We start from the raw sequence: 25,694 nt of genomic DNA, 5'->3' as shown, positions 1-25,694 counted from the left end.
GGCAGGGGGAACGGCCTCGGAGGGGGCGATGGACCTGGGATTGACCAAGTTGAACCAGCGGGACCAGCACGCCGGTCCCCTCCCGCGCAGGGGACGGATCGAGGCCGTCCTGGCGATCCTGTTGGCGGTACTGACCACGCTGCTTGCGAGCGTCGCCTTGGCCCTTGCGCCGGCAGGCACCGGTACCTGGCTGCCCCGGGTTGAGGCGGCCACTCCCGGGGGTCCCGCCTCGACCGGTGACAAACCGCGGCTGGAGGTGGCCGCCGGTTACGGCCGGCAGCCGGTGGGCGGCCCGTGGGTGCCCGCCCAGGTCTCCATCACCCACCCGGGTCCGGGCACCTTCCGGGGCACCCTGGAGATCGCGGGGGTGGTCTTCGACCCTTCCTTCGGTTCGCCTGCACCGCCCGTCATCACCCCACCGGGCCGGGGCCAGGCCTTCGTGGATGCCGTCCGCTGGCGCCAGCCTGTAGAGGTTCCCGCCGGAGAGACCCGGACGGTGATCGTGCCCGTGGCCACCGGCCCCCGGGAGACCCCCACGATGGGCCTTGACGTCCGGCTGCGGGACGAACGCGGCCAGGTGGTGGCCTTCGCCCCCCTGCCCGTGGGTCGCGGGCGGCCCGCCGACGTGCTCATCGGCCTCCTGGCCGAGCGCGACATCCCCTATCTGGCGGCCCTTCCCGTGCCCCGGGGCGGCTCGGCCAGCGTGGAGCGCCTCGATCCGCAGCTGAGCCCCCGCACCACGGTGGGCTGGGCCAATTTCGACCTGGTGGTGGTCGACGGTGCCGCGGCCCTGCGCCGGCTGGACGGGCAACAGCGGAGCGCCCTGGTCACCTGGGTCCAGCTGGGCGGAACGCTGCTGGTGGGCACAGGACCCGACGCCACCGCCCTGGCGGAGCTGCTGGGCCCCAAGGCCTTCCCCTGGGAGGTGACGGGGAGCACCACCACCGGCCCCCTCGATGAGGCCGTCATGTGGGCCCGGTCCATCGACCCCGAAACCCCGGCCCCGCCGGCCGGCACGCCGGTGGTGGCCGCCCGGCTCCGGCCCTCAGGGACGGCCCCTGTCGCCGAGGCCGGCGGCACCGGCGAAGCCGCCGGAGCCGGGGAGGCCGGCGAGGCCGCCGGCGCCGGTTCGACCCCCTTGGGATCCGTCGCCCGGGTAGGCTTTGGCCGGGTCTATGCCTGGTCGACCCGGCTCGACGCCGAGCCCTGGCTCAGCTGGCCGGGGACCCCGAACACCCTGGCCGGCTGGCTGGGAGGCGACCTGACCCCGCCCTCCACCCGGCTGGCCACGTCCGTCGCGGCCCAGGTGGGCATGGGGATGATGACGCCGGGGCCCTCGGGGGTGCCGGCTGCGGTCGACATGCCCACCACGCTGGACGCCGGCGGGTACCGGTTCCTGGTGCAGGCGCTGCTGCGCGCCCTCGGATCCCACCAGGCTCCCTGGCAGGTGGTGGAGCTCTGGCGCAGCGGCGCCCAGGATCTGCCGGGATTGCAGTTCCCCTCCACGGCGGTGCTGATCGGCGGGGTGGTCGCCTACCTCCTTCTCATCGGTCCCCTCACCTTCCGTTGGCTGGGGCGGAAGCGACGCCGCCCCTGGGCCTGGGTGGTGGTCCCCGCCCTGGCCCTCCTGGTCATCGGGGCGTCGTACGCCAGCGGTAGCCTGGCGGGCCGCGGTGTCCCCCATACCGGGGCCGGGTTCCTCCTCCTGGACGAAACGGGCACCCGGGGGGTCTGGGCGGGGATGGTCTCCGCCTACCGCCCCGGCGGCAGGGCCCAGCTGGTCTTACGCAACGGGACCCTGGTCACCGCACCGGATGCCGGCATGGGGTTTGGCCCCTTCGACCGGCCGGCGGACAACCGCACCCTGGAGGCGGAGGTCACCCCCCGGGGACTGGAGGTGACGTGGCCCGCCTCGGCCGGACGGGTGATCCCCGTGGCAGCCCACCTGGATCTGCAGCTCGACGCCGGACGCCCGGCGGGAGGGCTGGTAGCCCGGTGGTTCCCCGCCGGAGGCGGCCGCTGGCGCGTGGAGGTCACCAACGGCCTTGGCGTACGGCTTTCGGGAGTCCTGCTGTTGCAGGGGGGCCGGGTGGTGGCGCGCTTCGGCGACCTGAACCCGGGCGAGCAGGCGGTGCAGGACGTCCGGGTCTTCGACCGGCCGTCCACCCCCTCGAGCAGCCTGGTGCCGGGCAGCCTGAGCAGCGGCGTGCCGGGGGCCGGGTTGGCCGCGCCGGGGCCGGCTTCGGGGGCGGACATCGCCACCCTGCGCCAGCGGGCCCGCCTTGAACAGGCCCTGGAATCGCTGTTGCCTGCCGTCGCTGGTGACGCCGTGCTGGTGGCGGGTATCCAGGGGACTCCTGTGGTGGCCGGTCGCACCGGGGGTGCGGTGCCGCCCTCGTCCCCCGGGGCGGGGGGATCCGGGACGGGGGGATCCGAGGCCATCCCGCCCTCCCAGTGGGATCCCAACGGCTACACGCTGCTCCTGGCACCGGTCACCGCACCCGGCCTGGACACCGAAGCACCAGCCGCTCCCCAGGCGGGTGGACCCGGAGGAGCCGCCACCGGCCCGGCCACCGAAAGACCGCTGCCGGCCTTCACCGCCAGCAACGCCATCTGGCCGGCCATGACGCGGTCGCTGCGGGCCAGCGAGGTCTTCGTGCCGGATCCCGACACCGTACGCCTACGCTCGGGCGAGGCGGTGATGGAGTGGCGGCCACCGGCGGCCGTCACCGCGGCTGCCCGCCGGCTGGCGATCGAGCTGCAGTACCGTGGCAGGTTCTCCGCCCCGCCGGCTTCGGCGCAGGTGGCCGTGGACGTTTACGACTTCAGCGCCGGCCGGTGGGTACCAGTCAAGGCCTTTCAGGGTGGCCTGGCCCCCGACGCCCCATCCTGGGTGGCCAGCGGTGTCACGGTGACCGGCGATCAGGTGGTGGTCGAGGGTGATGCCCTGCGCCGCTTCCTCCCGCCCGGGGGCCGCCTGCTGGTTCGCTTGTCCAGCCCGCAGGGTGAGGAGATGGTCCTGGGCCGGCCGGTCCTCTCGCTGGAGGTGAGCCCGTGAGCACCCAGGAAGCGCCGCGGCGGCACGGTCCGCAGGACGCCAAGGCCGAGCCCGCCGGGCCGGCGCTCGGCGGTCATGCGGCCGCCGGCGGTGGCGAGTCCGATCGCAGCGGGCCCCGCGGCCATGAAGCCGGTGGCGGCGAGCCCCGGGGGAAGGAGGGCCGGGGGGAGCCCGCCATCGTCACCCGCCGCCTGCGCCGGCTGTACGGCCGGGTCGAGGCCCTGGCGGGTATCGACATGGTGGTGCCCCAGGGGGCGATCTACGGGTTCATCGGTCCCAACGGCGCCGGCAAGACCACCTGCCTCCGCATCCTGGCGGGCCTGCTCGACCCTTCGGGCGGCGAGGCCCGGGTGTGCGGGGTCGACGTGACCCGCCAGCGCAGCGAGCTGGCGGGCGTCATCGGCTACATGCCGGACTTCTTCGGGGTGTACGACGACCTCACCGTCACGGAGTACCTGGATTTCTACGCCGCCTGTTACGGCCTGCGGGGTCCGGCGGCCCGGCGCCGCCGCGATGCCCTGCTGGAGCTGGTCGACCTGGCGGGCAAGGCAGGCGAGCCCGTCAACGGCCTGTCCCGGGGCATGAAGCAGCGCCTGGGCCTGGCCCGCGCCCTGATCCACGACCCCCAGGTCCTTCTCCTGGACGAACCGGCCAGCGGCCTGGACCCGGCCGCCCGCATCGAGTTCCGCGAGCTCATGAAGGAGCTGGCGGCCATGGGCAAGACTCTGGTGGTCAGCTCCCACATCCTGAGCGAGCTGGCCGACTTCTGCACCCACATCGGCATCCTCCACCGGGGCCGGCTGCTGGTCTCGGGCACCATGGACCAGGTGCTGGCCGCCGTTCGGCGGCGGTCGGCCCGGTTCCACCTGCTGGTTCCGCCCCAGGGCGACCCCGAGGCCGTGGCGGCCCGGGCCCGCCAAGTCCTGGCCAGCCTGCCGGCGGTGACCCGGGTGGAGATGGAGCCCGCCGCTGCAGGGGCCTCGCGGGTCGAGGGCGTGCTGGACTTCGCCGGCGGACCGGCCACCCTGGCCACCGCCAACGCCCGGCTGGTGGAGGCGGGTCTCATGGTCAGCCACCTGGCCGAGCTGGGCGGCAGCCTGGAAGAGGCCTTCCTCCATGCCGTCGAAACCCTGGCGGGCGGCTCTGCCGGGCCCACCGGCCCTGGCGGTCAGGATGAAGCCGGCCGGCCGGGGGGCGGGCGGGGGGAAGCCGGCGGCGGGGAGGGGGCCGGCAGGCGGGCGGAACCCCTGGGACCCGTGGCCTCAGGGGCGCGGAGCTGGCGGCCTTGGCGACGGCGTGGAAGGGGAGGTGGCGGCAGTGCCCGCTAAGGAGGCGGCCTGGCGAGTCAAGGAAGCGGCCTGGCGAGAGGCGCTGCGCCAGAAACTGGGCGGTCTCCTGGCACCCACCCCGCTGAACCCCATCATCGAGCTGGAGTTCCGGGCCCGGATGCGCCGCAGCCGGACGGTGCTCCTCCTGGTGGCCTACGTGGCCGTGGTGGCGGCCGTGTTCGTCCTGGGCGTGGTGCTGTCGGGCATCAACCGGGCCAGCAGGCTCCACGCCAGCCCCTATGAGGTCAGCTGGCTGCTCTTCCAGGCGATGATGCTGGCGGAACTGGTGCTCACCGGCGCCGTGGCCGGAGCGTCGGGCGCCGGCGCCATCAGCGGCGAGCGGGAGCGGCAGACCCTGGACGTGCTCCTGACGACCCGGCTGCCCGCGTGGCGCATCATGACCGGCAAGCTGGTGGCCGCCGTCGCCCTCTCCCTCTGGCTGGTGGTGGCCTCCTTTCCCGTCTTCCTGCCCTTGTTCCGGTTCAATGCGGTGGATCCCGGCACGCTGCTGAAGGTCGGCGCGGTGTTCGCCGCCAGCGGCCTGGCCTGGGCCGCCCTGGGCCTGTTCTTCTCCACCCTGTTCCGCCGGACCATCCCGGCAGTCATCGCCACGTACGCCACGGCCTCGGGCTGGGTCATCCTGACCCTGATCAGCCGCACCCTGCTCAACGCCCTGCGCCAGGGGCCGCCCTACGGCCCGCTGCCGCCCCAGCCCGTGGGCCCGCTGGCCGTGGAGGTGGCCAGCCCGGTGCTGGCGCTGCTCTACGCCATGCGCTCGCCCTTGCTCGAAGCCTGGAACTGGATTGCCGGCAGCATCGCCGTGCCGCCCTCCCCGTCGCCGGTGGCCCCCCTGACGCCGGCGCAGAACCGCCTGACGGTAGCCGCTCGGGTGGCGGCCTACCTGGGGGCCGATGGCTACTTCTGGCTTTATGTCGCCATTGCCCTGCTCGTGACCTTCGTCCTGACGGCGGCCGCAACCCTCTTGCTGAACCGCCGCCGGGCGGAAGGCTGAGGCCGCGGGAAGGGAAGGAAGGGGGAGGAAGGGGCAGGCAAGGCGAGGGAAGGGAAGCCGAGTCAAGGGGAGGGGGTCGGGCCGGTGAAGGATCACCCCCCTGCAAGGGAGCATGGCGCCATGAGGTTCCGCCGCCGCACCGGACCCGGAGCGGCAGCCAACATCCGCCCGGAAGAGGACCGGCAGGCAGGGGGCGGCTCGCAGCGGGGCGACCGCAGCGGGCACCGGCGGGGCTTGTGCGGATCGGGTTCGCACGGGACCCGCCCCGCCTCCGGCGTGGCGGGCAGCATCCGGGAGCAGCCCCAGGGGCTGCCCAGCGAGACGGCCGGGGAGGGGGCGGGTGCCCAGATCCGCTCTGCCCTGGCGCCCTGGCGGAGACGGCTGCGGCGCCGGCACGTCCTGGCCCACGGGCTGGCCGGCCTGGTCCTGGCTGCCGGGCTGGCGCTGCCGGCGCTGGTGACGGACCGCTGGCTCGTCGACCCGGTGGGCCGCACCACCGCCCTCGCCGTGGCCGCCCTCACCCTGGCCGCCGCGGCCGTGCGGGCCTGGATCACCGCACCGGGCTGGACCGAAGCCGCCCGGGCGGCGGATGCCGCAACCAACCTGGGGGAGCAGGCCCTGACGGCCCTGCACCCCGATCCCCTGGTGCCGGCCGCCATGACCCTTCTGCAGCGCCGGCGGGCCCTGGATGCCCTGCGACAAGCCGACCCTCGGCACCTGCCCGTCGCCCCCCGGCGCTGGCGGCGATGGGCGGCGGTGGCCCTGCTGGCGCTGGCTGCGGACGCTGCCCTCTGGCTGGCCCCTCACCCCCTGGCCCCGGCCCGCGCCCAGCGGGCCCAGTGGCGGGCCGAGCTGGCCCGCCTGGAAAGGCAGGTCAAGGCCCTTGACGAAAGCCTTCCCGCCACCGTGAACCCACCGGGGGAGGAACCCGGCACCCCGGCCCCCGCGGGCGCCGGGACCCGCCCGCCGGAGGACCGGCCGCAGGCCGGCGGCGAGGAGGACGCGGATGGCACCCCCTCCCCCTCGGGCGCCAGTCCCGGCCTTCCGGAACCGCAGGGGCCCGATCCCGGCGGCCCGCCCGGCCGCCAGCCCGGAGGTTCCCGGGAGCAGGCGGCCGCCGGCGGATCCCGCGGCAGCCGGCCGGCCGGGGCACCCAGAGGGGGGACGGGGGAAGGTTCCGCATCATCCTCGGTCGATAACGCCTTGTCGGGAGCCCTGCACACCCTGGCCCGGCAGCTGCAGGAGGCTCGAGCCAGCCTGGATCCTGCGGCCCTGGCCCAGGCGGCCGCAACCGCCCAGCGGGCAGCCGACCTGGCCCGGGCCGCCGCGGCGGCCGCACCGGAAACCCGGCTCCCGGCGCCGGCGACGCCAGGGGAGACACGAACGCCGGGGGCGGCAGAAACGGCGGGCGTCACGGGGGGCGCTGCCCAGGAGGCGGCCGCCGGGCTGCAGGCACTGGCCAGCCAACTCTCCACGCTGGCCGGGGGATTGGAGGTTCTGGCCGGGCAGGTGGCCCAGGCCGGCCTCGCCCGGGGGCGCAGCGGCCCCGGAACCGCCCCCTTCGTCCCTGGACAGGGCAGTGGTCCGGACGGCGCGGGAAGCTCGGCCGGAGGAGGAAACGGGCTGGCGTCAGGTAGCCCCCCCGGCTCCGAACAGGGGATAGCGCCGGGAACTGCACCGGGGTCAACCCCCGGGCCCGGTGCGGGCGCCGGCAGTGGATCCGGCGGCGCCGGAGGCGCTGCCGGAGGCAGCCCGGGCGCCGGTGGCGCGGCCCAGGGAGCCGGCGGTGCAGGGTGGGGCCGGGGCACCACCGGCTCGCCCCTGGCCGGCGGGCTGGCATCCACCCTGCCCGGCGGCACCGTCCAGAGACTTCCGGGCGCCCAGGTGCCGGGCTCCCTCACCCTTCCCGGCTGGGCGGACGAACCCATCACCATCCAGCCGGGCCAGACCCTGCCCGCGGGCCAGCTGCAGCGCCAGTGGGCCAGCCAGGCTGCCCTGGACCTGGGCAGGAGCAGCATTCAGGGTCTCTCTCCGGAGCTTCAGTGGCTCGTGCAGGCCTATTTCGGCGGCACGGGCACGGACAGCCTGCCCGGCCCGTGACCCCGGCGGGCCCGTAACCGGGCGGGGGCCGGGCGGCCGGGTGGGCGGGGGGCACACGGGCCGTGACCGCGGGCGGGGCCGGGACGGCCGGCAGGCAGGCGGCCAGGCCGAGGGCCCCGTCCGGCCCGTGCCCCGCGACGACGAAACACGCAGCGGAAGCAGGACGAAACCGGCGCCGCAACGTCCAGACAGGGGGCGGAACGGGTGACGGATCGCGAGGACCGCGGCAGCGACTTCAACCCGCCGGGGCAGGGGACGCCCGGCCTGGAGGATCCCGATGTCCTGGCCCGGCGCCTGGACCAGGTGGCCGAACAGCTGGAGCGGGTCCGTACGGAGCTGGAACGGGTCATCCTGGGCCAGGAAGACGTCGTCCGCCAGGTGCTCTGGGCCCTTCTGGCCGGCGGCCACGTGCTGCTGGAAGGCGTGCCCGGCCTGGGCAAGACCGCCCTGGTGCGGGCCCTGGGGCGGGTGCTGGGCCTTCAGTTCTCCCGGATCCAGTTCACCCCGGACCTGATGCCCGCCGACCTGCTGGGCACCCACATCCTGGAGGAGCAGCCGGGCGGGCGCCGGGGCTGGCGGTGGGAGCCCGGCCCCATCTGGGCCCACCTGGTGCTGGCGGACGAGATCAACCGGGCGACCCCCAAGACCCAAAGTGCCCTCCTGGAAGCCATGGCCGAAGGCCAGGTCACCACCGGCGGAAGCACCCGGCCGCTGCCCCGTCCCTTCTTCGTTCTGGCCACCCAGAACCCCCTGGAGATGGAGGGGACCTTTCCCCTGCCCGAGGCCCAGCTGGACCGGTTCCTATTCAAGGTGCTGGTGCCGTATCCTTCCGAAGCCACCCTGGCCGCCATCGGGCGGCTCACCACGGGTCCGGAGCCGCCCGCACCGGAAACGGTAGCCGAAGGCGCCGCCGCGGTGCAGGCCTGGATCGACCTCACCCGCCAGGTGCCGGTCACCGGGGAGGTGCTGGAGCGGGCCGCCCGGCTGGTGGCCATGACCCATCCCCAGCACCCGGAGGCTCCCCCCGCCGTGCGCCGGTTCGTCCGCTATGGTGCGAGCCCCCGGGGGTTGCAGGCCTTGCTGCTGGGCGCCCGGGCCCGCGCCTTGATGGACGGACGGCTCAACGTGGCCTATGCCGACCTGGGTGCCGTCCTCTTCCCCGCCCTGCGGCACCGCCTGATCCTGACCTTCGAGGCGGAGGCCGAAGGCACCGGCGCCGAACAGGTGCTGGCCGAGCTGGCAGCCCGGCTGGATCTTCCCATCCCCGGAGACCGGCCGGCGGAACCGGCGGGGGACGAACGGGCCCCTGCCGGGAGCCGGACGCCAGCCCACCGCCTGGTGGCTTCATCCCGCCCGCCCGTCGCGGGCGATCGGGGAGACGGTGACCATGACCGCGCCCAACCTGGACCGCTGGCTTGAGCGCCCGCTGGTGCCCCTGCTGGAGCGGCTCCAGCTGCTGGGCCGGGCCGCCGCTCCCCAGGCATGGTCGGGGCGGTACCGCGCCCGGTCCAAGGGACGCTCCCTTGAGTACGCCGGCTTCCGCGAGTACGTGCCGGGGGACGATCCCCGCACCCTGGACTGGCAGGCCCTGGCCCGGCTGGACCGGCCCTACGTCCGGGAGTACCAGGCCGAGAGGGAGCGGACCGTCACCCTGCTGATCGACGGGTCTGCCTCCATGGTGGCAGGCGACAAGGGAGACACGGCCCTTGAGCTGGCCGCGGCGCTGGGGTACTGCACCCTGCACCACGGCGACCGCCTGGAGGTGGTGCTGCTGGAAGGCCCCCGGGCCCTGGCCCTGGGCGGTGGGCGGGGGAGGCCCGCCCGCCACCGGCTGGCGGTGGCCCTGGCGGCGGCAGCCGGCCGGATGGCCGGGCAGCGGGCGGCCGGGGTCCTCCAGGTCGGGCAGCCGGCTGGGGATCGGGCGGGCACGCACGCAGGAAAGGGGCAGGAGGTGCCCGGGGAGCCCGCGGCAGCCCGGGCGGCCGGCGGCGGCCCGCCGGTGCCCACGGCCCTGCGGGCCGCCCTGCAACGCTGGCATTCAGGGCCCGGGGGAGAGCAGGCCCGTGCTGGAGCCCGGGCGGGGCCGGCCTGGGGCCCGCCGCGGCGCGGTGGCCTGGCCATCCTGATCAGCGACCTGCTGGACCCCGGCGGTATCGACAGCCCGGCTTACTGCCGCCAGGTGGCCGCCCTGCTGGCCGCGGCAGGGCAGGGCGCCGTGATCCACCTGCTGGACCTGGACGACCGCGTCCCGCCGCCGGGGGAATGGACCCTGGTGGACGCGGAAACGGGCACCACCGTCGAGGTCACCGTGGACGGCAGCCTGCTGGCCCGCTACCGCCAGGCCGTTGCCCGGTGGGCGGAAGGCTGGCGCCGGGCCTGCCACGCCCAGCAGGTGCTCTACGTGGCGGTGCCGGCTCCGGCCCCCGCCCGCACCCTGATCGCCGGGCACCTGGTTCCGGCGGGGCTCCTGGGTTGAGGGTGCGGCCGGTCAGAAGGGCCGGCGTGCTCCCGGGACGCCGGGAGCAATGGAGGCCGGGGCGAGGATCGGGCACGGCAAGCGGAGCGGGCACGGCAACGGGCACAGCAACGGGAGGTCGGTGAACGGTGCCGGGCGCGGCCGGCAGCATCTTTCTTACCACGGGCTGGGGCTGGCTCGGGCCCTTGCTGGCCCTTCTGGGAGCTGGCCTCATCGTGCTGCTTTACATGCTGCGCCGCCGGCCCCGGATCCGGCCGGTGCCTTCCACCCTGCTCTGGCAGCAGGTGGTGCGGGATCAGGTGGCCCGCCGGCCCTGGCAGCGGCTGCGGTCCCGCCTCTCCCTCTGGCTTGAGCTTCTGGGCGCCCTGGCCCTGGCCCTGGCGCTGGCGCGGCCCGCCCTGCCGGGCGGCACGGCGGCGGCCCCCGGGGTGGTCTGGGTCCTCGATGCCACGGCCAGCATGGGCGTCGAAGGGCGATGGCAGGAGGCCATCGCCCTCCTCCACGACGATCTCCGCCGCACTGGTCCGGGGTTTCGGGGCGCGTTGCTCTGGGCCGGCCCGGTACCCGGCTGGCTGGCCGAGCCGGGGGCGACGGCGGCGGACATCGGCTCCGCCCTGGACCGGCTGGCCGCCTCCCCCTCGGGCCCGGCGGGAGGCACCACGGACTGGGGAACGGTCCTGGCCCTGGCCTACGGGGCAGCGGGGGCCCTGCCTCCCGGCAGCCCCGTGCGGGTCGTCACCGATGGCACCGACCCCGCCCTGGCCCGGCAGCTGGCATCGCCTCCCCCGGCGTCCCTGCATCCCCTGGAGGTGGTGGTGACCGGCGAGCCGGTGGAGAACACGGCCATCCTGGCGGTACACCTACCCGGGCCGCGCCAGGGGACGGGCCCGGGGAACGACTTCGGGAGCGACGTGGGGGACGGCCTCCGGAACGGCGTGGGAAACGGCCTCGGGAACGCCCTCGGGAATGGCCTGGCGTCCCGGGACCCTGGCGGCAACACCGAGCTCACCGTCACCCTGGTCCACTACGGCCGCAAGCCCGCCACCGTCACGGTGGTGGTCGAACCGGCCCCCCGCGACCCGGCCTCGCCAGGCGCCGGCGGGGACAGCCCGGACTCGCCAGGTCCTGGCAAAGGTACCGCGGGCCCGCAAGGCGGTGGCGCCGGTGGCTCGGCTGCACCAGGCCACACCGGGAGCAGCCCGGGCTCGCCAGGCGCCAGCGGAAGCGTGCCGGACGGGCCCGGCGCCAGCCGGACCGGCCCGGGAGCCTCCACCGGCTCCGGGGAGCACGTCACCGCGGCCGGTTCGTCCGGCGACGTCCCGCCGCGCACCGTCGCCTTGCAGCCCGGCCGGCCCCTGCAGGTGACCTTCAGCGTCCCCGGTGGCGCCCCCTTTTACCGGGTGGCCCTGGTTCCCGGCGATGCCTACCCCACCGACGATGTCGCCTGGGCGATCCCCGAAGCCTCGCCCACCGTGCGCATCGGCCTTCTGGCCCCGGGTGAGGCGGCCCTGATCCACCGGGCTCTGGCGCTGCGACCGGGCGCCCAGGTGGTCCGGCTCGTCCCCCCGGGCACGGGCACAACCGGCGGAACCGGGGAAGGCCCCCCTCCTTCCGGGCCACGGCCGGCCGGGGGCGAACCCGCTTACTCCGGCGAAGGCTCCGCCGCGCGCCAACCTGTTCCCCCCGAGGGCGGCCCGGCGGGTGCAGGCGGAAACGGAGGCGCGGGGCAACCCGTGCCCACCGAGGGCCGACCGGCGGCGGGTACGGAAGGAAGCAAACCCGGGGCCGCAGCAGGTGCCGCGCTCGGCCCGGAAGCCGCTGCGGCCCTTCCCCTCGAGGCCGTGGTCGGGCTGGACCTGCTGGTGGTGGTGGGCCTGCCGCTGCCGCCCGGTCTTCCCGAAAGCTTGCCGGTGATCTGGATCGACCCGCCGGGCCCCTCCTTCCAGCCCCGCTCCCTGGCGGTGGCTCCGGGCGGCGACGCCACCCGGCTCCTTGGCCTGGTGCCGCTGGAGGGTGTGACCCTCCTCTCCGCCCAGGCCCTCGAGCCGGCCCGGGGCCAGCGGGAACCCGGCGAGGTCCCGCTGCTCCTGGGCGACGGCCGGCCCATCGCCACCTACCGTCCCCCCGCCCCCGGCCGGGGCGGCCGGGCCGTTCTGGGCTTCGATCCCTACCAGGGGACGCTGCTGCTCCGGCCGGCGTGGCCGCTTCTGGTCCAGGCCCTGGTGTCCGACCTGGCGCCGGGCGGGCTAGGCGCCCCGCCCCGCCAGCGGGCCGGCCAGGTGCTGGCCCTGGCCCCCTCGCCCTGGCTCACGGCGGTGACCGTGCTGTCCCCTTCCGGCCGGCCCGTCCTGCCGGGATCCGTGCTGGACGAACCCGGCCTCTACCGCATCACCGCCCGCCCGGTCGTGCCCCCCACCGGCGGTTCCGGCGGCGGACAAGCGGCGGAGGAGACGGTGGAGGCGGCCCTCTGGGTCCAGCCCGACCCCGGGGAGTCGCTGGCGGTGGCCGAAGGACCCCTGGTAGGCACGGGCCACGTCCCCCAACCTCAGCCGGGCCGGGGGACGGAAGCCGCGGCCGGACGGCAGGGAAGCGATACCCGGGCGGCCGACCCGGCGGCTGGGGACGGCCCACCCGGCCCGGGTACACTGTCCTCCCCCGGCCCCCTGGCCGGTCACCCGGCCTGGCGGTGGGCGGCCTGGCTGGCCCTGGCGGGCCTGGCCGCCGGGACGTGGGTGGTGCGGCATGAGCTTTGACCATCCCTGGATCCTGGTGCTTCTCGTGTGGCCCCTGGCCGTGGCCCTGGGCTGGCCCGGTCCGTCGCTGCAGTGGCCCGGCCGGGTCCTGCAATGGCCGGGCCGGGCCCTGTCGTGGTGGCCCCGTTCGGCCCCGCAACGGCCCCGCTGGGTCCTGCTGCGTTGGCGCCGTCCGGCCCTGGGGCCGGCCGGGCCCCGGCGGCAGAGGCGGGCCACCGCCTCCCGCCCCGCTGGAGGGCCGCTCCTCCGGCTCCAGGCGCCGCGCCCCGGCCGGCTGCTGCGCTCGCTGGCCATGGCCTGCCTCATCCTGGCCCTGGCCGGCCCGTCCCTGCCCTTGCCCTCCCGCGGCCTGGCCGTAGCCGTGGTGGTCGACCGCTCGGCCAGCATGGAACCGGTCCTGGATCAGGTGACCGGGACCATCGACCGCCTCCTCACCTCCGACCCTGGCGCGGACCTTGGGGGCGACCCGGTGCAGGTGGCGGTGATTTCCGCCGGCGGGGAGCCGGCCGTGGAGCGCTCCCCCGGCCCGCTGCCCCAGCCTCCCCTGACCTGGACGGCCCCGGCCCAGCGGGAGGCCACCGACCTGGCCGCCGCCCTGCGGCTGGCGGCCGCCAGCCTGCCCTCCGATCACCGGCGGCGGGTGGTGCTGATCTCCGACGGGCAGCAGACCCGGGGCGACGCGGTGGCCGAAGCCCGGGCCCTGGCGGCGTCCGGCGCCGTCCTGGACACGGTGGTGGTGAACCCGGACCCCCGGCCGGACCTGGCCGTCACCGGGCTCGACGTCCCGGCCACCGCCAGGCCGGGACGGCCCGCGGCCGTTCAGGTCACCGTTCGGGCCCACCAGGCCGGACCGGCCCGGCTGCACCTTATGGCCGGCGACCGGGTCGCCGCCAGCCGTCCCGTCCAGCTGGCCCCAGGGGAAAACCGGTTCGTCCTGACGGTCACCCCGGAGCGGCCGGGTCCCCTGGCGCTGCGGGCGGTGATCGAGGCGGTGCCGCCCTCCACCAGCACCGAGCCGGCCAACGATGCCTTCGATGCCGTCCTCCAGGTGGAAGGCGCTCGCCCCGTGCTGGTCTTGAGTCCCCATCCCGACCCGCCCCTGGCCCGCTTGCTGGCCGCCCAGGGAATCCCGGTGGAAAGCCGCCGGCCGGCCCAGCGGCCGGCGGACCTGGCGGGGTGGGAGCGCTACGGGGCGGTCATCCTCGACAACGTGCCCGCCCCCCAGCTGGGCGAGGCCGCCATGGCCGACCTGGAGCGGTTCGTCCGGGACCTGGGCGGGGGCCTGGTGATGGCGGGGATGCCCGACACCTTCGGCCCCGGGGGCTACACCGGCACCCCTGTGGAGCGAGCCCTGCCCGTCCACAGCGACCTGCGGAACCGGAAGAACCTGCCCACGGTGGCCCTGACCCTGGTGATCGACCGCTCGGGAAGCATGGCGGGGCTGAAGCTGCAGATGGCCGTCGAGGCGGCCCGCCGGGTGGCCCAGCTGCTGACGCCGGCCGACCGCCTGGCGGTGGTCCTCTTCGACAGCCAGGCCTACGTCACCCGGCCCCTGGAGCCGGTCCGCAACCCTGGCGAGGTCGACCGCGCCTTCCCCGCCGCGGCACAGGGCGGGACCAGCCTGGGCAGCGGCCTGGCGGCAGCCCTCCCCTTGATGGAGGGCGTCCAGGCCGACGTGCGCCACGTCATTGCCCTGACCGACGGCGTCTCGGAGCCCTTCGACGTGACCGGCCTGGCCCGCGCCTTCCGCCGCCAGGGCGTCACCCTTTCCGCCGTGGCCATCGGCCCGGACGCGGACCGGAACACCCTGGCCCAGCTGGCGCGGGAAGGGGGCGGGGCGCTGTACGAGGCTGCCGATCCCGGCCAGTTGCCCACCCTGCTGGCCCGCGACACCGCCCTGGCCGCCCGCCGTTTCATCCGCGACGAACCCTTCCGCCCGGTGGTCACCGCGGCGCCGGCACCGGGCGGCCCCGGCGCCATCCTGCAGGGAGTGGTGCCCTCGCCGGTTGCGGCTCCAGGGGATCCGGGGTCGCAAGGCGGTCCGGGGGCGGGGGCGCCGGGAGGTCCGGGGGCGGCTGCAGGTCCTGGGGCATCCGGGGTAGCCGGCGGCGGGCCGCAGGCGCCGCCCGGGGAGGGAGCCTTGCTACCGCCCCTGGGGGGCTATGTGCTCACCGCACCCCGGGACCGGGCCGAGGTGCTCCTGGCCGGCGAGGACGGCGATCCCGTGCTGGCCGCCTGGTTCTACGGTCTCGGCCGGGCGGTGGCCTGGACGGCACCCACGGCAGGACCCGGCATCGCCGCCTGGACCGGCGGCGCCGCACCGGAGGGAACGGGCCCCTTCGCCCGCCTGTGGGCCAACATCGCCGACTGGCTGCTGGAGGGAGCGGCGGGCGGCAACATCCCCTGGCAGGTTGGGGCCCGGGCCACGCCGGCCGGCACGGTGACGGTCACGGTGGAGGGCTCGCCGCCCTTGAGCGGCAAGGTCCGCCTCGGGGACGCGGAGGCGCTGCTGATCCCCGTCGCGGCGGGCCGCTCGGAGGCCGTGCTTCCTGCGCCGGAGCCCGGTGTCCACCCGGTGGTGGTGGAACCGGCGGGGGGAGGAACCGGCACCCTGCGCACCGTCGTGGCGGTACCCTACCCGGCGGAGTTCCTCCAGACCGGAAGCGACCCCGTCTTGATGGAGACCCTGGCCGCCCTCACCGGGGGCCGGGCGGTGCGGCTGGAGGCATGGGATCCCCGCACCGCGCTGGACCCCCAGGGCGTCCCGGCGCCGCCGGGCCGCTGGTTCTTGTGGCCGTACCTGCTCCTGGCCGCCGCCGCGCTGCTACCGGCTGACGTGGCCGCCCGGCGCCTGGGCTGGACCTGGGGAAGCTTCAGGAGACTCCCGGCCGCCCTGGCCACCCTGCTGTGGCCGGACCGGAGGGCCCAGCGGGTCCAGCGAGCCCAGCGGCCGGGCCAGCTGGCCCAGGAGGAGGTCCGGTCAGCCCAGCGGGCGGCCGAGCGGGTGCAGCAAGAGGCCCCACCGGCCCAGCGCATGGCGCGTGACCCGCGCCAGCTTGGGGCAGGCCCGCCGGGCGCGGCCAGCAGCCAGGCAGGTCACCCCGCCGCCGGCACGGCAGGCGAGCCGCCGGGAGACTCGGCCTTCGAACCCATCGCCCTTTCCACCCCTGCCCCGGACGAACCCGCCCCGCCGGCCCGGCCGGTCGCCGCACCCACCCCATCGGGCCCCGCAGCCCAGCCAGGCTGGCAGGGTGAAGGGGTCCTGGAAAGGCCTGGCGCCGCGGGAGCTTCAGGTGCTCAGGGTGCCCAGCCCGGTCAACAATCGCCTGCACCCGCCCCGGTGCAGGATGCCGGCCTGGCCCGCCTTCAGGCCGCCCGCCAGCGCTCCCGGGCCCGCCTGGCCGAGCGGGTGCGCCGGCACGTGGATCCCTCTGCCGGGCCTTGACGCCGCCGCACGAAAGGGCGGGCTGGCAAGGGCGACGGTGCACGGGGAAATCGGAGCGGACCCCCAAGTTCGGCCAGGTTGTTGGAGGGAAGGCGCACCGGTCGGAGCGGACGGGCAAGCGCCCGGCAAGCGCCCGAGGAGAAACAAACCAGGTTGCCCGAACCGTCCATCGTCCCCGAACCGTTGTCGTTATAGTTGACGATGGGGACTCGCCCGGCCGATCCCCTCTTGACCGGTTCTCGCCAGTGGGCTAGAATCACGAACATCCGTTTGCATGTGGGTTTGTTTGTATGTGGAAGGGTGGGCTCCCGTCCCCCATGCCTGTTCCGGCTCGCCGTTCCCAAGCCCGTAGACCAGCTGGGTCCTGGATCTCCGGCACCCCCCTTCCCTTCCTGCTGGCCGCAGCGGTGGAGGGGATGGGGGACGTGGCGGTCTACGCCTACGCACCGGTGTTCATGCGCCAGGCCCTGGGGGAACCGCGCCTCTCGGTACCGGCCGCGGGCCTCGCCCTGGCCTCTCTGGCGACCTTCTTGATGGCCGGGCGCTGGGGGCGCTGGGGGACCTGACGGGCCGGCCCGCACGGCTGGTCGCCCTGGGACTGGCGGGCGCCGCCCTGGCCCTGTCTCTGCTGCCCTTGGTGCCGTCGTCGGCGGGGTTCATTACGCTCCTGGTCACCACCACCGCCTTTCTGGCCGCCGTGATGCCCCTGTCCGTCGCCTGGCTGACCCTGCGCCATCCCGACCGGCCCGGCGAGGCCGCAGCGGCTCTCTACCGGGCCCGGTCCGTGGGCTGGGCAGCCGGCAGCTTCGGCAGCGGCTGGCTGGTCGACCGGGCCGGCATGGCAGGCATCGAGCTGTCCTTCTGGCTGGCCGCCGGGATGGCCCTGGCGGCCGCGGCCGTGGTCAGCGGGCTGGCCTCCCGGGCCCCGGCGGTGGCGCCGGTCACCGGCGGCAGCGGCCCGGCGTCGCCCCCGGCCTTGGCCTGGGGCGAGGCCGGGCCGGAAGGGCCGGGATCGTCCCCGGTTGACCTGCGCCGGCCTTCCCGGCCGCTGAGGGGCGCCGGCACCGTCACGCCCTCCCCGCTGCCGGCTCCGCTCCCCTCGCCGGCGGCCCCGGCGCGGCCGGTTTGGCGCTACCCCGCGGTGGTGGCCATCGCCGTGGCGGTGCTCTTCACCGCCGCGGGCAACGAGGCGTTCTTTGCCGTCTTCGGGCCGTATCTCACCGAATACCTGCACGGAAGCAGCGGCCAGGTGGGATGGGCCCTGGGGATCGCCAGCACCCTGGGCATCCTCATCATGGCGCCGGTGGGGCGGCTGGCCGACCGCTGGGGACCACAGCGGGTCTTCACCCTGGGCATTCTCGGGTATGTGGTGATGTACGGCCTGATCGCCGCCTTCCGCACCCCGCTGGCCACGGTGGCGGCTTTTGCCCTGCCGCTTTACCCTTTGACCGCGACCGGCGCCACCGGCATCATCAGCCGGACCATCCCCCCGGAGCGGCGGGGCGAGGGTGTGGGGGTCTACGAGGGCAGCGCGGCCCTGGCCGCCTCGGTGGGAGGGGCCCTGGGCGGGCTGGTGGCCGACGCCGCAGGGCTCGGGAGCGTGCCGCTGGTGTCCCTGGCCCTGGCGCTGGCCGGCACTGCGGTGGCCTGGCGCTGGGTCGCCGGTGGAACGGGCGGGCGCTGAGCCCGTGGTACGATCGCTGAGCCTGCATTGCGGGCAGTGAGCCCGCGGCGCGGGCGCTGGGGCCGAGTTGCGGGCGATGGCCGAGACGCTGGGGGTGAGCCCGAGTTGCGGGCGCTGAGCCCGAGGCGCTGGGGGTGAGCCCGCGGTACAGGTGCTGAGCCCGCGGTACGGGTGCTGAGCCCGCGGCGCGGGCGCTGAGGCCGACGGCATCGCGCACAACACGGGCCTTCTTACCGCCATGGTCCCGCCATGGTCCAGGGGACCCACCCGGCTGGCGCCGTGGGCGAAGGGACCCGCCCGGCTTACCGCACCCGCCTGGCTCGCCCCGCCCGCCTGACTCAGCGCGTACCTCGTCCATTCCCCGCTCCCTGGTGCTCCCCCGCTCCGGCGGCCTCGCGGGCCAGAATGCTGCGCAGTTCCCCCGCCCGTTCCTGGGGCAGCGCGGAACGCAGGCGCTCGCCGTCCCAGAACCCGCACCCCACGGCGTAGCCCCGGTAACGCAGGGCGACCCAACCCCGCCTCTCCAGCGGCGCCCCGGGCGGCGGCGTCACCTGCCGGCCTTCCAGCAGCGCCCGCAAGGCCTCCTTCTCCAGGTCGACCACATTCCGCGTGGCCGCTGAACCCCACTGCACCAGGCCAAAGCTGGTGGGCTTCCAGGTAGCCCCGTGGGCCCGGACCAGCCGGAGCCCCACCGACCACCGCTCTTCCCAGCTGGGAATGCGGGGCAGCGACGCCAGCCAGATCCCCTGCCCCTCGCTGGAATAGGCGTAAAGGCCGGCCAGCACCGCCTCGTCCAGACCGAACTCCTGCCGGAACCAGGCCACCACCTGCTCCCGCAGGCCGGCATCGGCAGCCTGCCACCCCACCCCGTCCGGGCCGCCACCGGGGCCGGCCCCGCCTGGCGGGACGGCCCCGGGGCCGCCGGGTTCTTCCCACGGGACGGGACCTTCCTTGCGCAGCCGGGCCACGAACATGCCGCCCGAGTCCAGGTGGTGCGGGTAGATCCGCCGGCAGAGCGCCACTTCGGGCCGGAAACGCTGCCCCTCCCAGGCGCTCACCCCGGCCGTTCCGGGCAGGCCCGGCGGCAGGGGCTCCAGCCGCACGGCCCCCTCCGCCTCCCGCAGGATCCGGTCGACCACGGCCTCGTTCTCCTCCGGCGCGAAGGTGCAGGTGGAATACACCACCACGCCACCCGGCCGGGCCAGCGCCAGGCCCCGCCGGAGCAGGGCCTGCTGGACCGCCGGTAGCCGGCGCCGCTGGTGCCGGCCCACCCCCTCCCGGGCCCGGGCACTGCGCCGGGCGTTACCTTCGGCCGAACAGGGGGCGTCGACCAGCACCCGGTCGAAGGCCACCCCGCCGGGGAACTGGCGGCCGTCGGCCCGGGTCACCACGGCCATGGTGATCCCCAGTCGCTGGAGGTTGTGGGCCAGGGCCGCCAGGCGGCGCGGGTCGGGGTCGTTGGCCACCACCATGCCCCGGCCGCCCATGCGCTCGGCCATCTGGGTCGACTTGCCGCCCGGGGCGGCGCTGAGATCCAGCACCACCTCCCCCGGCCGGGGGTCCAGGGCCAGGACGGGCACGGCCGCCGCCGCCTCCTGGAGGTAGAACCAGCCCAGCCAGTGCTCCAGGGTCAGGGCGGGCGAGAACGGTTCCTCCACCACCCGCCAGAGGTCCGGATACCAGTCGTAGGGCTCGAGGCGGAAGCCGCGTTCTTCCAGACGGGCGCGCAGGGCGCCGGGATCCGCCTTGAGGCGGTTCACCCTGAGGGTGGCCGGCTGGGGCCGGGCCAGGGCGGCCTGGAAGGCTTCCCAGTCGTCGATGATGGTGCGGTAGCGTTCGAACACGGCCGTCGCCACGGGCGCGCCCTCCTCCTTCCAGACCCTTCGCCTGCAACCTCTTCAACGGACCGAATGACAACATTACAACGGACCCGGCAGCAACAGGACCCGGCGGCAACAGGACCCCAGGCAACCGGGCCCCAAGGGTGACGATACCCCAAAGCGGAGGGGCTGCGGTGCACCGCGGGTGGCCGAACCGGCCCGGCTTGCTTCATGCCGCAACCGGCCCCCGGCCTGCCGCCAGGATGCGTGCCCGTTCGCCGTTGCCGCCGGCGCCCAAATATGCTGAAATGGAACCTGCAACACGGCCAGCCCGGCGCAGGTTATCTTGCCTGCCCGCCCGTACCCGTCCGCACCTGACCTCGGGCCGCGGGCGGGGCTGGCTTGTGGCCACACCACGGGGTCGTGGTACAAGGCTTTCGAGGGGCTGCACCGGCCAGCAGGGGCCGGGCGGCGCGCCGGCAACGCCGGCCGCCATTCCCAGGGGTACCTGCAGGGCCGCGACGCCCGGCCGCACTGGGGGTAAGAGCCCGCCATGGACGCACGTTTCCGGGACGATTACGAACCCGCACCCCACGCCAGCCGCAAGGTGGCGCCGGTGGTGCACCGCAACCTGCCCGCCGCCCAGCTGGTCGAACTGGCCCTGGCGCGCGGGGAGGGCCAGCTTAGCGACACCGGCGCGCTGGTGGTCACCACCGGCAAGTACACCGGCCGCTCGCCCAGGGATAAGTTCATCGTGGACGAACCGTCGGTGCACCCGCACATCGGGTGGGGTCCGGTGAACCAGCCCTTCCCGCGGGACCGGTTCGACCGGCTCTACGAGCGGGTCCAGCAGTACCTGCGCCAGCGCAACCACTTCATCTTCGACGGCTTCGCCGGCGCCGACCCCGCCTACCGGTTGCGGGTCCGGGTGGTGACGGAATACGCCTGGCACAGCCTGTTCGCCCGGCAGCTGTTCCTCCGCCCCGAGCCGGAGGAGCTGCGCGGGTTCGAGCCCGACTTCACCGTGCTCTACGCCCCGACCTTCCACGCCGACCCGCGCACCGACGGGACGCGCTCGGAGACCTTCATCCTGGTCAGCTTCGAGCGCCGCACGGTGCTGATCGGCGGCACCGAGTACGCCGGCGAGATCAAGAAGTCGATCTTCAGCGTGCTCAACTACCTGCTGCCCGAGCGGGGCGTCCTGCCCATGCACTGCTCGGCCAACGTGGGGCCCGAGGGCGACGTGGCCCTGTTCTTCGGCCTGTCGGGGACGGGCAAGACGACCCTCTCGGCCGACCCCGAGCGGCGGCTCATCGGCGATGACGAGCACGGCTGGTCGGATCGCGGGATCTTCAACTTCGAGGGCGGCTGCTACGCCAAGTGCATCAACCTGTCCAGGGAGTACGAGCCCCAGATCTGGAACGCCGTCCGCTTCGGCGCCGTGCTGGAGAACGTGATCCTGGACCCGCAGACCCGGCAGCCCCTCTACGACCGGGCCGACCTGACGGAGAACACGCGGGCCGCCTACCCGGTGGAGTACATCGACGGCGCCGTGATCCCGGGCGTGGCGGGCCACGCGCGGACCGTGTTCTTCCTGAGCGCCGACGCCTTCGGGGTGCTGCCGCCCATCGCCCGGCTGACCCCGGAGCAGGCCATGTACTACTTCCTGTCGGGGTACACCAGCAAGCTGGCGGGCACCGAACGGGGCGTGACCTCGCCCGAGGCGACCTTCTCGACCTGCTTCGGCGAGCCGTTCCTGCCGCGGCGGCCGGTGGAGTACGCCCGCATGCTGGGCGAGAGGCTGCGGCAGCACGGGACGCGGGTGTACCTGGTCAACACGGGCTGGACCGGCGGGCCCTACGGCGTCGGCAGCCGGATGAAGCTGCCCTACACGCGGGCGATGATCCGGGCCGCGCTGCGGGGTGAGCTGGACGGCGTGGAGCACCGGACCGATCCGGTCTTCGGGCTTGCCGTGCCGGTGGCCTGCCCGGGCGTGCCGTCCCAGGTGCTGGATCCGCGTGGCACCTGGGCGGAGCCCGAGGCCTACGACCGGCAAGCCCGGGAGCTGGCCGCCCGCTTCGTGGAGAACTTCCGCCGCTTCGAGGGCGTCTCGGAGGAGATCAAGGCCGCGGGGCCGCGGGTGGGGTAGTCGCACACCCCCGTCGGGAAGGTAGGCCCCAGACGTGAAGGCCGAAGCAATGTGACGACCAAGATCGACTGGTAGCGAGCGGCAGGGGGCCCGGCCGGTCGACCGGCTGGGCCCCCTGCCGCTCTGCAATGCGCAGGTTCTTCCGGGCACCCCGACGGGCCTCGGGAGCGGGCGCAGGCGCCCCGGGGGAGCGAACGACCTCACGGCAACGGCCGGCCCACACCGCCCACGTCCACCGGTTCACCGATTCCCGTTTTTCCTTCGTACACCAACCTCCAGGGCTACAGCCGCGCCTCCGACGCCAAGGAAGTAGAGCACCTTCATAGCGGCGACCAGGGTATCGTCGGACAACCGCTCGATCGGCGGCACCTCCAACACTTCATTCCAGACGGCAATCGCACCTAGGCTGGCTAAACACACCGCGGCCACCGTCAGCCAGCCGGATCTTCGGCCGAACGTCAACAACGCCAACACGACGCCGACGGCAACTAGGTAGAGAAGTTCCACCCTATGCGTGTACAGCCATTCCAGCGGCGGCACGGCAAATCAGCTCCTTACGTATCCCGGCGACCTTGGGGGACCCTCAACCTCATTGAATGGTCACATTACGTTTGGGATTGTAGTGGATCTCGAACCTCGGCTCATCGGGGGTGATTCGTCGCCGCACCACGGTGTGAAACGGAGGCGTGGGGACCCACACATCGAAAGTGTAGACGGCCTCATCCCGAGCGTATCCAGGTGTCCGACCCCGCGGGAGAACAAACATCACCTGTCCGTTGGCGTCGGTGACCTTCTCGAGGCCCAGTTCCCGGACCGCAACCACGGCGTCGGCTAGAGGTGGAAGCTCACCCTTCGTCATGTCCACGATATCGCTATCGGGGAGGCGGCGGACCACTATGGTGATGGTCGTTGACGGTTCGCTTGCGCAGCCGGTGAACAGCAGAAATGCAACCATGACGAGAGAGATATGGCACCATTTTCGCCAGCCGACGACCATAATTTATGCCCCCCCCCGCAACTCCAGGCTGGCTCTACCAATGGCATGCCCCCCATCCAAGGGGGCATGGGGCCTGTTGCAGATTAACAGCCGACGGCCCCGCCCCGATGCCCACTCATCCCGAACTCTCAATGCGCTTTTGAATCCACGCACCAATGGCTTCCCGACGCTGGGCCGCCGTCCGATACACCACCAATCCTTGGCGTTCTGCGACCGCCGCAATGACCGCAACCTGCACGACGCCGGTTTCGGTAACCTTCCATACGATACGAATCCTCTTACGGTCCACGTACACACTCCGGAAACCTGCCATGTTGAGGCCAGCAAGATGCCCCAGCGGCTTCCCCACCCGATCCGGCGCCCGCGCGATCTTCACAATGGCCCGGAGGACGAGGACTCTCTGCGACCGGTCCAACCGGCCCAAGTCGGCCCTGGCGTCGGGGAAAAACCACACGTTGGGTGGTAGGACTTCACTCATCGTCCATGTCCACGTCCCCCGCCAGCTCGTCCGGGGTGATCCCGAACTCCTTCATCACGTCGGTCAACGGGATCAGCTGCTCCCTGGAGAGTGCCGCGTGAAGCACCCGTGCCAGAACTTCCAGCTCCAGCTCGAGTTCGGCAGCCTTCTCGGCCTTCTGCCACAACGCCTCGAACTGGTCATAGGGAAGGATCGTGGTCCGGGGATCGGATCCCGAAAATACCAGGACATAGGGAAACTCGCGAAGCTTGGGTTCCACACGAGAACGCCAGTTGCGCGCCACATCGGTGGCCGACACGATCTGGTCTCGTGTAAACGGCGGCTTGGAAGCCATGGCGGCCGTGCCCCCTGCCATGTTCAACCTCCTTTCATCGTATACGCTTATTCACGATTTTATGCGCATTTATTTTCGCGCATCTGCTCGATTCGCACAATGCCTCCGGCTCGCTGACGGCCCAGAGGCGGCCTAGCGACGGCCACTGCACGGCCTAAGGCTGGGCCGGCTCAAGGCGGTGGGGAGCAAGATGATGGACCTGGCGGCCAGGTCTGCGGCCAAGGAGGCGTCACTGCGGTCCGGGCCGTCGGAACCGCCGGCGCTCCCCCGTTGACGATCTCCACCCCGGCAGGAACCACCCGTGCTTCCCCAGCACGGTCATGGTGACGTTGACCAGGAAGTGCGCCCACACCGCGGTCCAGATGCTTCCAGTGAACCAATATCCCCAACCCAGGAGGAGCCCGATCCCCACGTCCCCGCCAGCAGCACGGGCCGCGTTACATACCGCACGTGGGCCACGGCGAAGACAGCCGCTGCCACCGCTAGCCCTACGGCCACGGAGGGGATCCAGCGAAGGAGCAGGGATTGGATCGCCGCCCGGAAGAAGAGCTCCTCGCCGAGGGCCGTCAAGGCCATGAGCAGGATGATGTGGGCGTAGCTGAGCCGGGTGAAGAAGGCGTTGGTTCCGTCGTCGGCCCACAACCGTTCGGGGAGGAACACGGCGATGCCGATTTGCATCGCCAAGGCGAGAACGCCCAGGATCGTTCCCAGGCCCAACACCTGCCGCGCATCCCCCAACGCAAGCAGCTCGGACCACGAGGGCATCTTGGCATCGTCGAGCAGGAGGACGAGGAAACCAAACACCCCGACGAACACGGCACTGAGGTAGAACGTCCACAGGGAGGGCGTCCCGTTCCGCTGTTCCACGCTATAGGGCTCCTTCTCGTCTTCTCGTCGGCAGACATTGCATGGGGAGCGGTAGAGATCCCCCAGAACGTGGTGGAAGGTCGAATCAAGTTCACCACGGTTGCGACACCCGTCACCAGAGATCGTGGCACCCGTCAGCCGCAGCACAGGGCGCCCCAGGCGCCCACGGGAACGGAGACCTTCAAGCCGCCTCCGGCCCGCTCCCCGGATTCGCCTCCCGGCCCCCCCGCCGCTCCACCTCGCACAGGATCGCGCTAAAGTCGAGATGCCCCAGCCCCCCGGCCGTGGCGGCGGCGTAGGTCTGGGCCACCTGGGCGGTGGCGGGCAGCGGCACCCGTGCCTCGTGAGCGGCCGCCAAGGCCAGGCCGAGGTCCTTATGCATCAGGGCCAGCTGGAACTGGGGCGGGAAGTCCCCGTTGCACCACGAGGGCAGCTTCATCTTGAGCAGGGGCGCCGCGGCCGGCCCGGATTCGAGCAAGTCGAGGAACGCCTGCCGGTCGACCCCCAGGCGCTCGGCCAGGACCAGGCCCTCGGCCGCCACCTGCAGCAGCCCCGCCAGCACGAGGTTGACCGCAATCTTGGCCGCCTGGCCCTGGCCGGCCTCGCCGAAGTAGATGGTCTTGCGACCCAGGGCCGTGAAGAGCGGTTCGAGCTGGCGCACCACGGCCGGGTCTCCGCCGGCCAGGATCACCAGCTGCGCCTCTTCCGCCGCCCCCAGGCTGCCGCTGACCGGCGCGTCCACGAACGCGATGCCCCGTTCCCGGGCTTCGGCAGCGAACTGGCGGGCGGCCTGCGGCCCGATGGTGCTCATGTCGACCCAGACGAACCGGCGCCCGGCTCCCGCTGCGGCCAGCAGGCCCTGCTCGCCCCGGGCCACGGCGGCCACCGCCGCCGGATCGGCCACCATGGTCACCACCACGTCGGCTTCGGCTGCCACCTCGAACGGGGAGTCCTTCACCACGGCCCCGCTCCGGCCGAGTTCCTCCGCCCGGGCGGGCGTCCGGTTCCACACGGCCACATCGGAACCCGCCTTGATCAGGTTACGGGCCATGCGGCTCCCCATGGCGCCAAGGCCGATCCACCCCACGCGCTGCACAGGCACGGACCCGCCCTCCTTCGCCGACGTCTTGCTGATGTGAAGACCGAGCGTCCTTCCGGCGGGACTTCGGTCGCATCGGGCTTGGCCGCCGGGC

The 25,694-nt window shown here is 73.9% G+C and carries 18 protein-coding genes and 1 pseudogene; 12 read left to right on the top strand and 7 right to left on the bottom strand.

From position 1 onward, the window contains the following. Window positions 1-28: 28 nt before the first annotated feature. The 11 genes and pseudogenes from ACZ5T9_RS04645 to ACZ5T9_RS04595 all read left to right on the top strand — a co-directional run bounded on the left by ACZ5T9_RS04645 (window position 29) and on the right by ACZ5T9_RS04595 (window position 17,856). Window positions 29-3,058 carry a hypothetical protein gene (locus ACZ5T9_RS04645; RefSeq protein WP_464834115.1) on the top strand — a complete coding sequence of 1,010 codons (3,030 nt, stop codon included), beginning with the start codon at window positions 29-31 and terminating at the stop codon, window positions 3,056-3,058. Window positions 3,059-3,330: 272 nt separating this feature from the next. Next, window positions 3,331-3,651 (top strand): annotated as a pseudogene (locus tag ACZ5T9_RS04640) (ATP-binding cassette domain-containing protein); the annotation flags it as partial. Beyond that, a complete protein-coding gene (locus ACZ5T9_RS04635) occupies window positions 3,640-4,386 on the top strand; it encodes an AAA family ATPase (protein ID WP_464834393.1) in 747 nt (248 codons plus the stop codon). The pseudogene ACZ5T9_RS04640 and the gene ACZ5T9_RS04635, both read left to right, overlap by 12 nt. After that, window positions 4,376-5,398, top strand: a complete 1,023-nt coding sequence (locus ACZ5T9_RS04630; RefSeq protein WP_464834114.1) for an ABC transporter permease — start codon at window positions 4,376-4,378, stop codon at window positions 5,396-5,398. Before ACZ5T9_RS04635 ends, ACZ5T9_RS04630 begins: the two co-directional genes overlap by 11 nt. A gap of 120 nt (window positions 5,399-5,518) precedes the next feature. Next, window positions 5,519-7,498 carry a hypothetical protein gene (locus tag ACZ5T9_RS04625; RefSeq protein WP_464834113.1) on the top strand — a complete coding sequence of 660 codons (1,980 nt, stop codon included), beginning with the start codon at window positions 5,519-5,521 and terminating at the stop codon, window positions 7,496-7,498. 204 nt (window positions 7,499-7,702) lie between these two features. Beyond that, entirely contained in the window at window positions 7,703-8,917 is a 1,215-nt protein-coding gene (locus ACZ5T9_RS04620; RefSeq protein WP_464834112.1) for an AAA family ATPase, read from the top strand. After that, entirely contained in the window at window positions 8,886-9,974 is a 1,089-nt protein-coding gene (locus tag ACZ5T9_RS04615) for a DUF58 domain-containing protein (RefSeq protein ID WP_464834111.1), read from the top strand. The genes ACZ5T9_RS04620 and ACZ5T9_RS04615 overlap by 32 nt, the downstream gene beginning before the upstream one ends. A gap of 128 nt (window positions 9,975-10,102) precedes the next feature. Next, on the top strand, window positions 10,103-12,727 hold the full coding sequence (locus ACZ5T9_RS04610) for a BatA domain-containing protein (protein WP_464834110.1): 2,625 nt from the start codon (window positions 10,103-10,105) through the stop codon (window positions 12,725-12,727). Then, window positions 12,717-16,172, top strand: a complete 3,456-nt coding sequence (locus ACZ5T9_RS04605; protein WP_464834108.1) for a VWA domain-containing protein — start codon at window positions 12,717-12,719, stop codon at window positions 16,170-16,172. The genes ACZ5T9_RS04610 and ACZ5T9_RS04605 overlap by 11 nt, the downstream gene beginning before the upstream one ends. 416 nt (window positions 16,173-16,588) lie before the next feature. Next, window positions 16,589-16,738, top strand: a complete 150-nt coding sequence (locus ACZ5T9_RS04600; RefSeq protein WP_464834106.1) for a hypothetical protein — start codon at window positions 16,589-16,591, stop codon at window positions 16,736-16,738. Continuing rightward, complete coding sequence (locus ACZ5T9_RS04595) at window positions 16,717-17,856, top strand: MFS transporter (protein WP_464834392.1); 1,140 nt, start codon at window positions 16,717-16,719, stop codon at window positions 17,854-17,856. The genes ACZ5T9_RS04600 and ACZ5T9_RS04595 overlap by 22 nt, the downstream gene beginning before the upstream one ends. A 338-nt stretch (window positions 17,857-18,194) precedes the next feature. Here the strand turns inward: ACZ5T9_RS04595 and ACZ5T9_RS04590 are convergent, their stop codons facing one another. Continuing rightward, entirely contained in the window at window positions 18,195-19,712 is a 1,518-nt protein-coding gene (locus ACZ5T9_RS04590) for an NOL1/NOP2/sun family putative RNA methylase (RefSeq protein WP_464834105.1), read from the bottom strand. A gap of 517 nt (window positions 19,713-20,229) precedes the next feature. On the opposite strand from ACZ5T9_RS04590, the gene pckA reads away from it, so the two are divergent. After that, window positions 20,230-21,825 carry a phosphoenolpyruvate carboxykinase (ATP) gene (gene pckA / locus ACZ5T9_RS04585; RefSeq protein WP_464834103.1) on the top strand — a complete coding sequence of 532 codons (1,596 nt, stop codon included), beginning with the start codon at window positions 20,230-20,232 and terminating at the stop codon, window positions 21,823-21,825. A gap of 240 nt (window positions 21,826-22,065) precedes the next feature. Here pckA and ACZ5T9_RS04580 read toward each other — a convergent pair whose 3' ends face one another. From ACZ5T9_RS04580 to ACZ5T9_RS04555, 6 genes are all read right to left on the bottom strand, one after another. After that, complete coding sequence (locus ACZ5T9_RS04580) at window positions 22,066-22,365, bottom strand: hypothetical protein (protein ID WP_006903258.1); 300 nt, start codon at window positions 22,363-22,365, stop codon at window positions 22,066-22,068. 49 nt (window positions 22,366-22,414) lie between these two features. Continuing rightward, window positions 22,415-22,822 (bottom strand): hypothetical protein, encoded by a 408-nt coding sequence (locus tag ACZ5T9_RS04575; protein ID WP_464834101.1) that lies wholly within the window; start codon window positions 22,820-22,822, stop codon window positions 22,415-22,417. A 470-nt stretch (window positions 22,823-23,292) separates the two neighbouring features. Next, window positions 23,293-23,655, bottom strand: coding sequence for a hypothetical protein (locus ACZ5T9_RS04570; protein WP_464834099.1), 363 nt, complete (start codon window positions 23,653-23,655; stop codon window positions 23,293-23,295). A 208-nt stretch (window positions 23,656-23,863) separates the two neighbouring features. Then, window positions 23,864-24,028: a hypothetical protein gene (locus tag ACZ5T9_RS04565; RefSeq protein ID WP_464834391.1), complete on the bottom strand. Its 165-nt coding sequence runs from the start codon at window positions 24,026-24,028 to the stop codon at window positions 23,864-23,866. Further along, window positions 23,953-24,501 carry a CPBP family glutamic-type intramembrane protease gene (locus ACZ5T9_RS04560; protein ID WP_464834097.1) on the bottom strand — a complete coding sequence of 183 codons (549 nt, stop codon included), beginning with the start codon at window positions 24,499-24,501 and terminating at the stop codon, window positions 23,953-23,955. Before ACZ5T9_RS04560 ends, ACZ5T9_RS04565 begins: the two co-directional genes overlap by 76 nt. A gap of 181 nt (window positions 24,502-24,682) precedes the next feature. After that, complete coding sequence (locus ACZ5T9_RS04555) at window positions 24,683-25,603, bottom strand: NAD(P)-dependent oxidoreductase (RefSeq protein ID WP_464834095.1); 921 nt, start codon at window positions 25,601-25,603, stop codon at window positions 24,683-24,685. Between the last annotated feature and the right edge of the window lie 91 nt (window positions 25,604-25,694).

The sequence above is a fragment of the Thermaerobacter nagasakiensis genome (assembly GCF_055396825.1).
This window is presented reverse-complemented; position numbering and strand designations above follow the sequence as displayed.

What these genes read in the sequence shown, in the direction of transcription:
- ACZ5T9_RS04605 (WP_464834108.1), top strand. Translation starts at nt 12,717, where the DNA reads ATGAGCTTTGACCATCCCTGGATCCTGGTGCTTCTCGTGTGGCCCCTG.
- pckA (WP_464834103.1), top strand. Translation starts at nt 20,230, where the DNA reads ATGGACGCACGTTTCCGGGACGATTACGAACCCGCACCCCACGCCAGC.
- ACZ5T9_RS04625 (WP_464834113.1), top strand. Translation starts at nt 5,519, where the DNA reads ATGAGGTTCCGCCGCCGCACCGGACCCGGAGCGGCAGCCAACATCCGC.
- ACZ5T9_RS04645 (WP_464834115.1), top strand. Translation starts at nt 29, where the DNA reads ATGGACCTGGGATTGACCAAGTTGAACCAGCGGGACCAGCACGCCGGT.
- ACZ5T9_RS04600 (WP_464834106.1), top strand. Translation starts at nt 16,589, where the DNA reads ATGGGGGACGTGGCGGTCTACGCCTACGCACCGGTGTTCATGCGCCAG.
- ACZ5T9_RS04575 (WP_464834101.1), bottom strand. Translation starts at nt 22,822, where the DNA reads ATGGTCGTCGGCTGGCGAAAATGGTGCCATATCTCTCTCGTCATGGTT.
- ACZ5T9_RS04635 (WP_464834393.1), top strand. Translation starts at nt 3,640, where the DNA reads ATGAAGCAGCGCCTGGGCCTGGCCCGCGCCCTGATCCACGACCCCCAG.
- ACZ5T9_RS04615 (WP_464834111.1), top strand. Translation starts at nt 8,886, where the DNA reads ATGACCGCGCCCAACCTGGACCGCTGGCTTGAGCGCCCGCTGGTGCCC.
- ACZ5T9_RS04570 (WP_464834099.1), bottom strand. Translation starts at nt 23,655, where the DNA reads ATGGCAGGGGGCACGGCCGCCATGGCTTCCAAGCCGCCGTTTACACGA.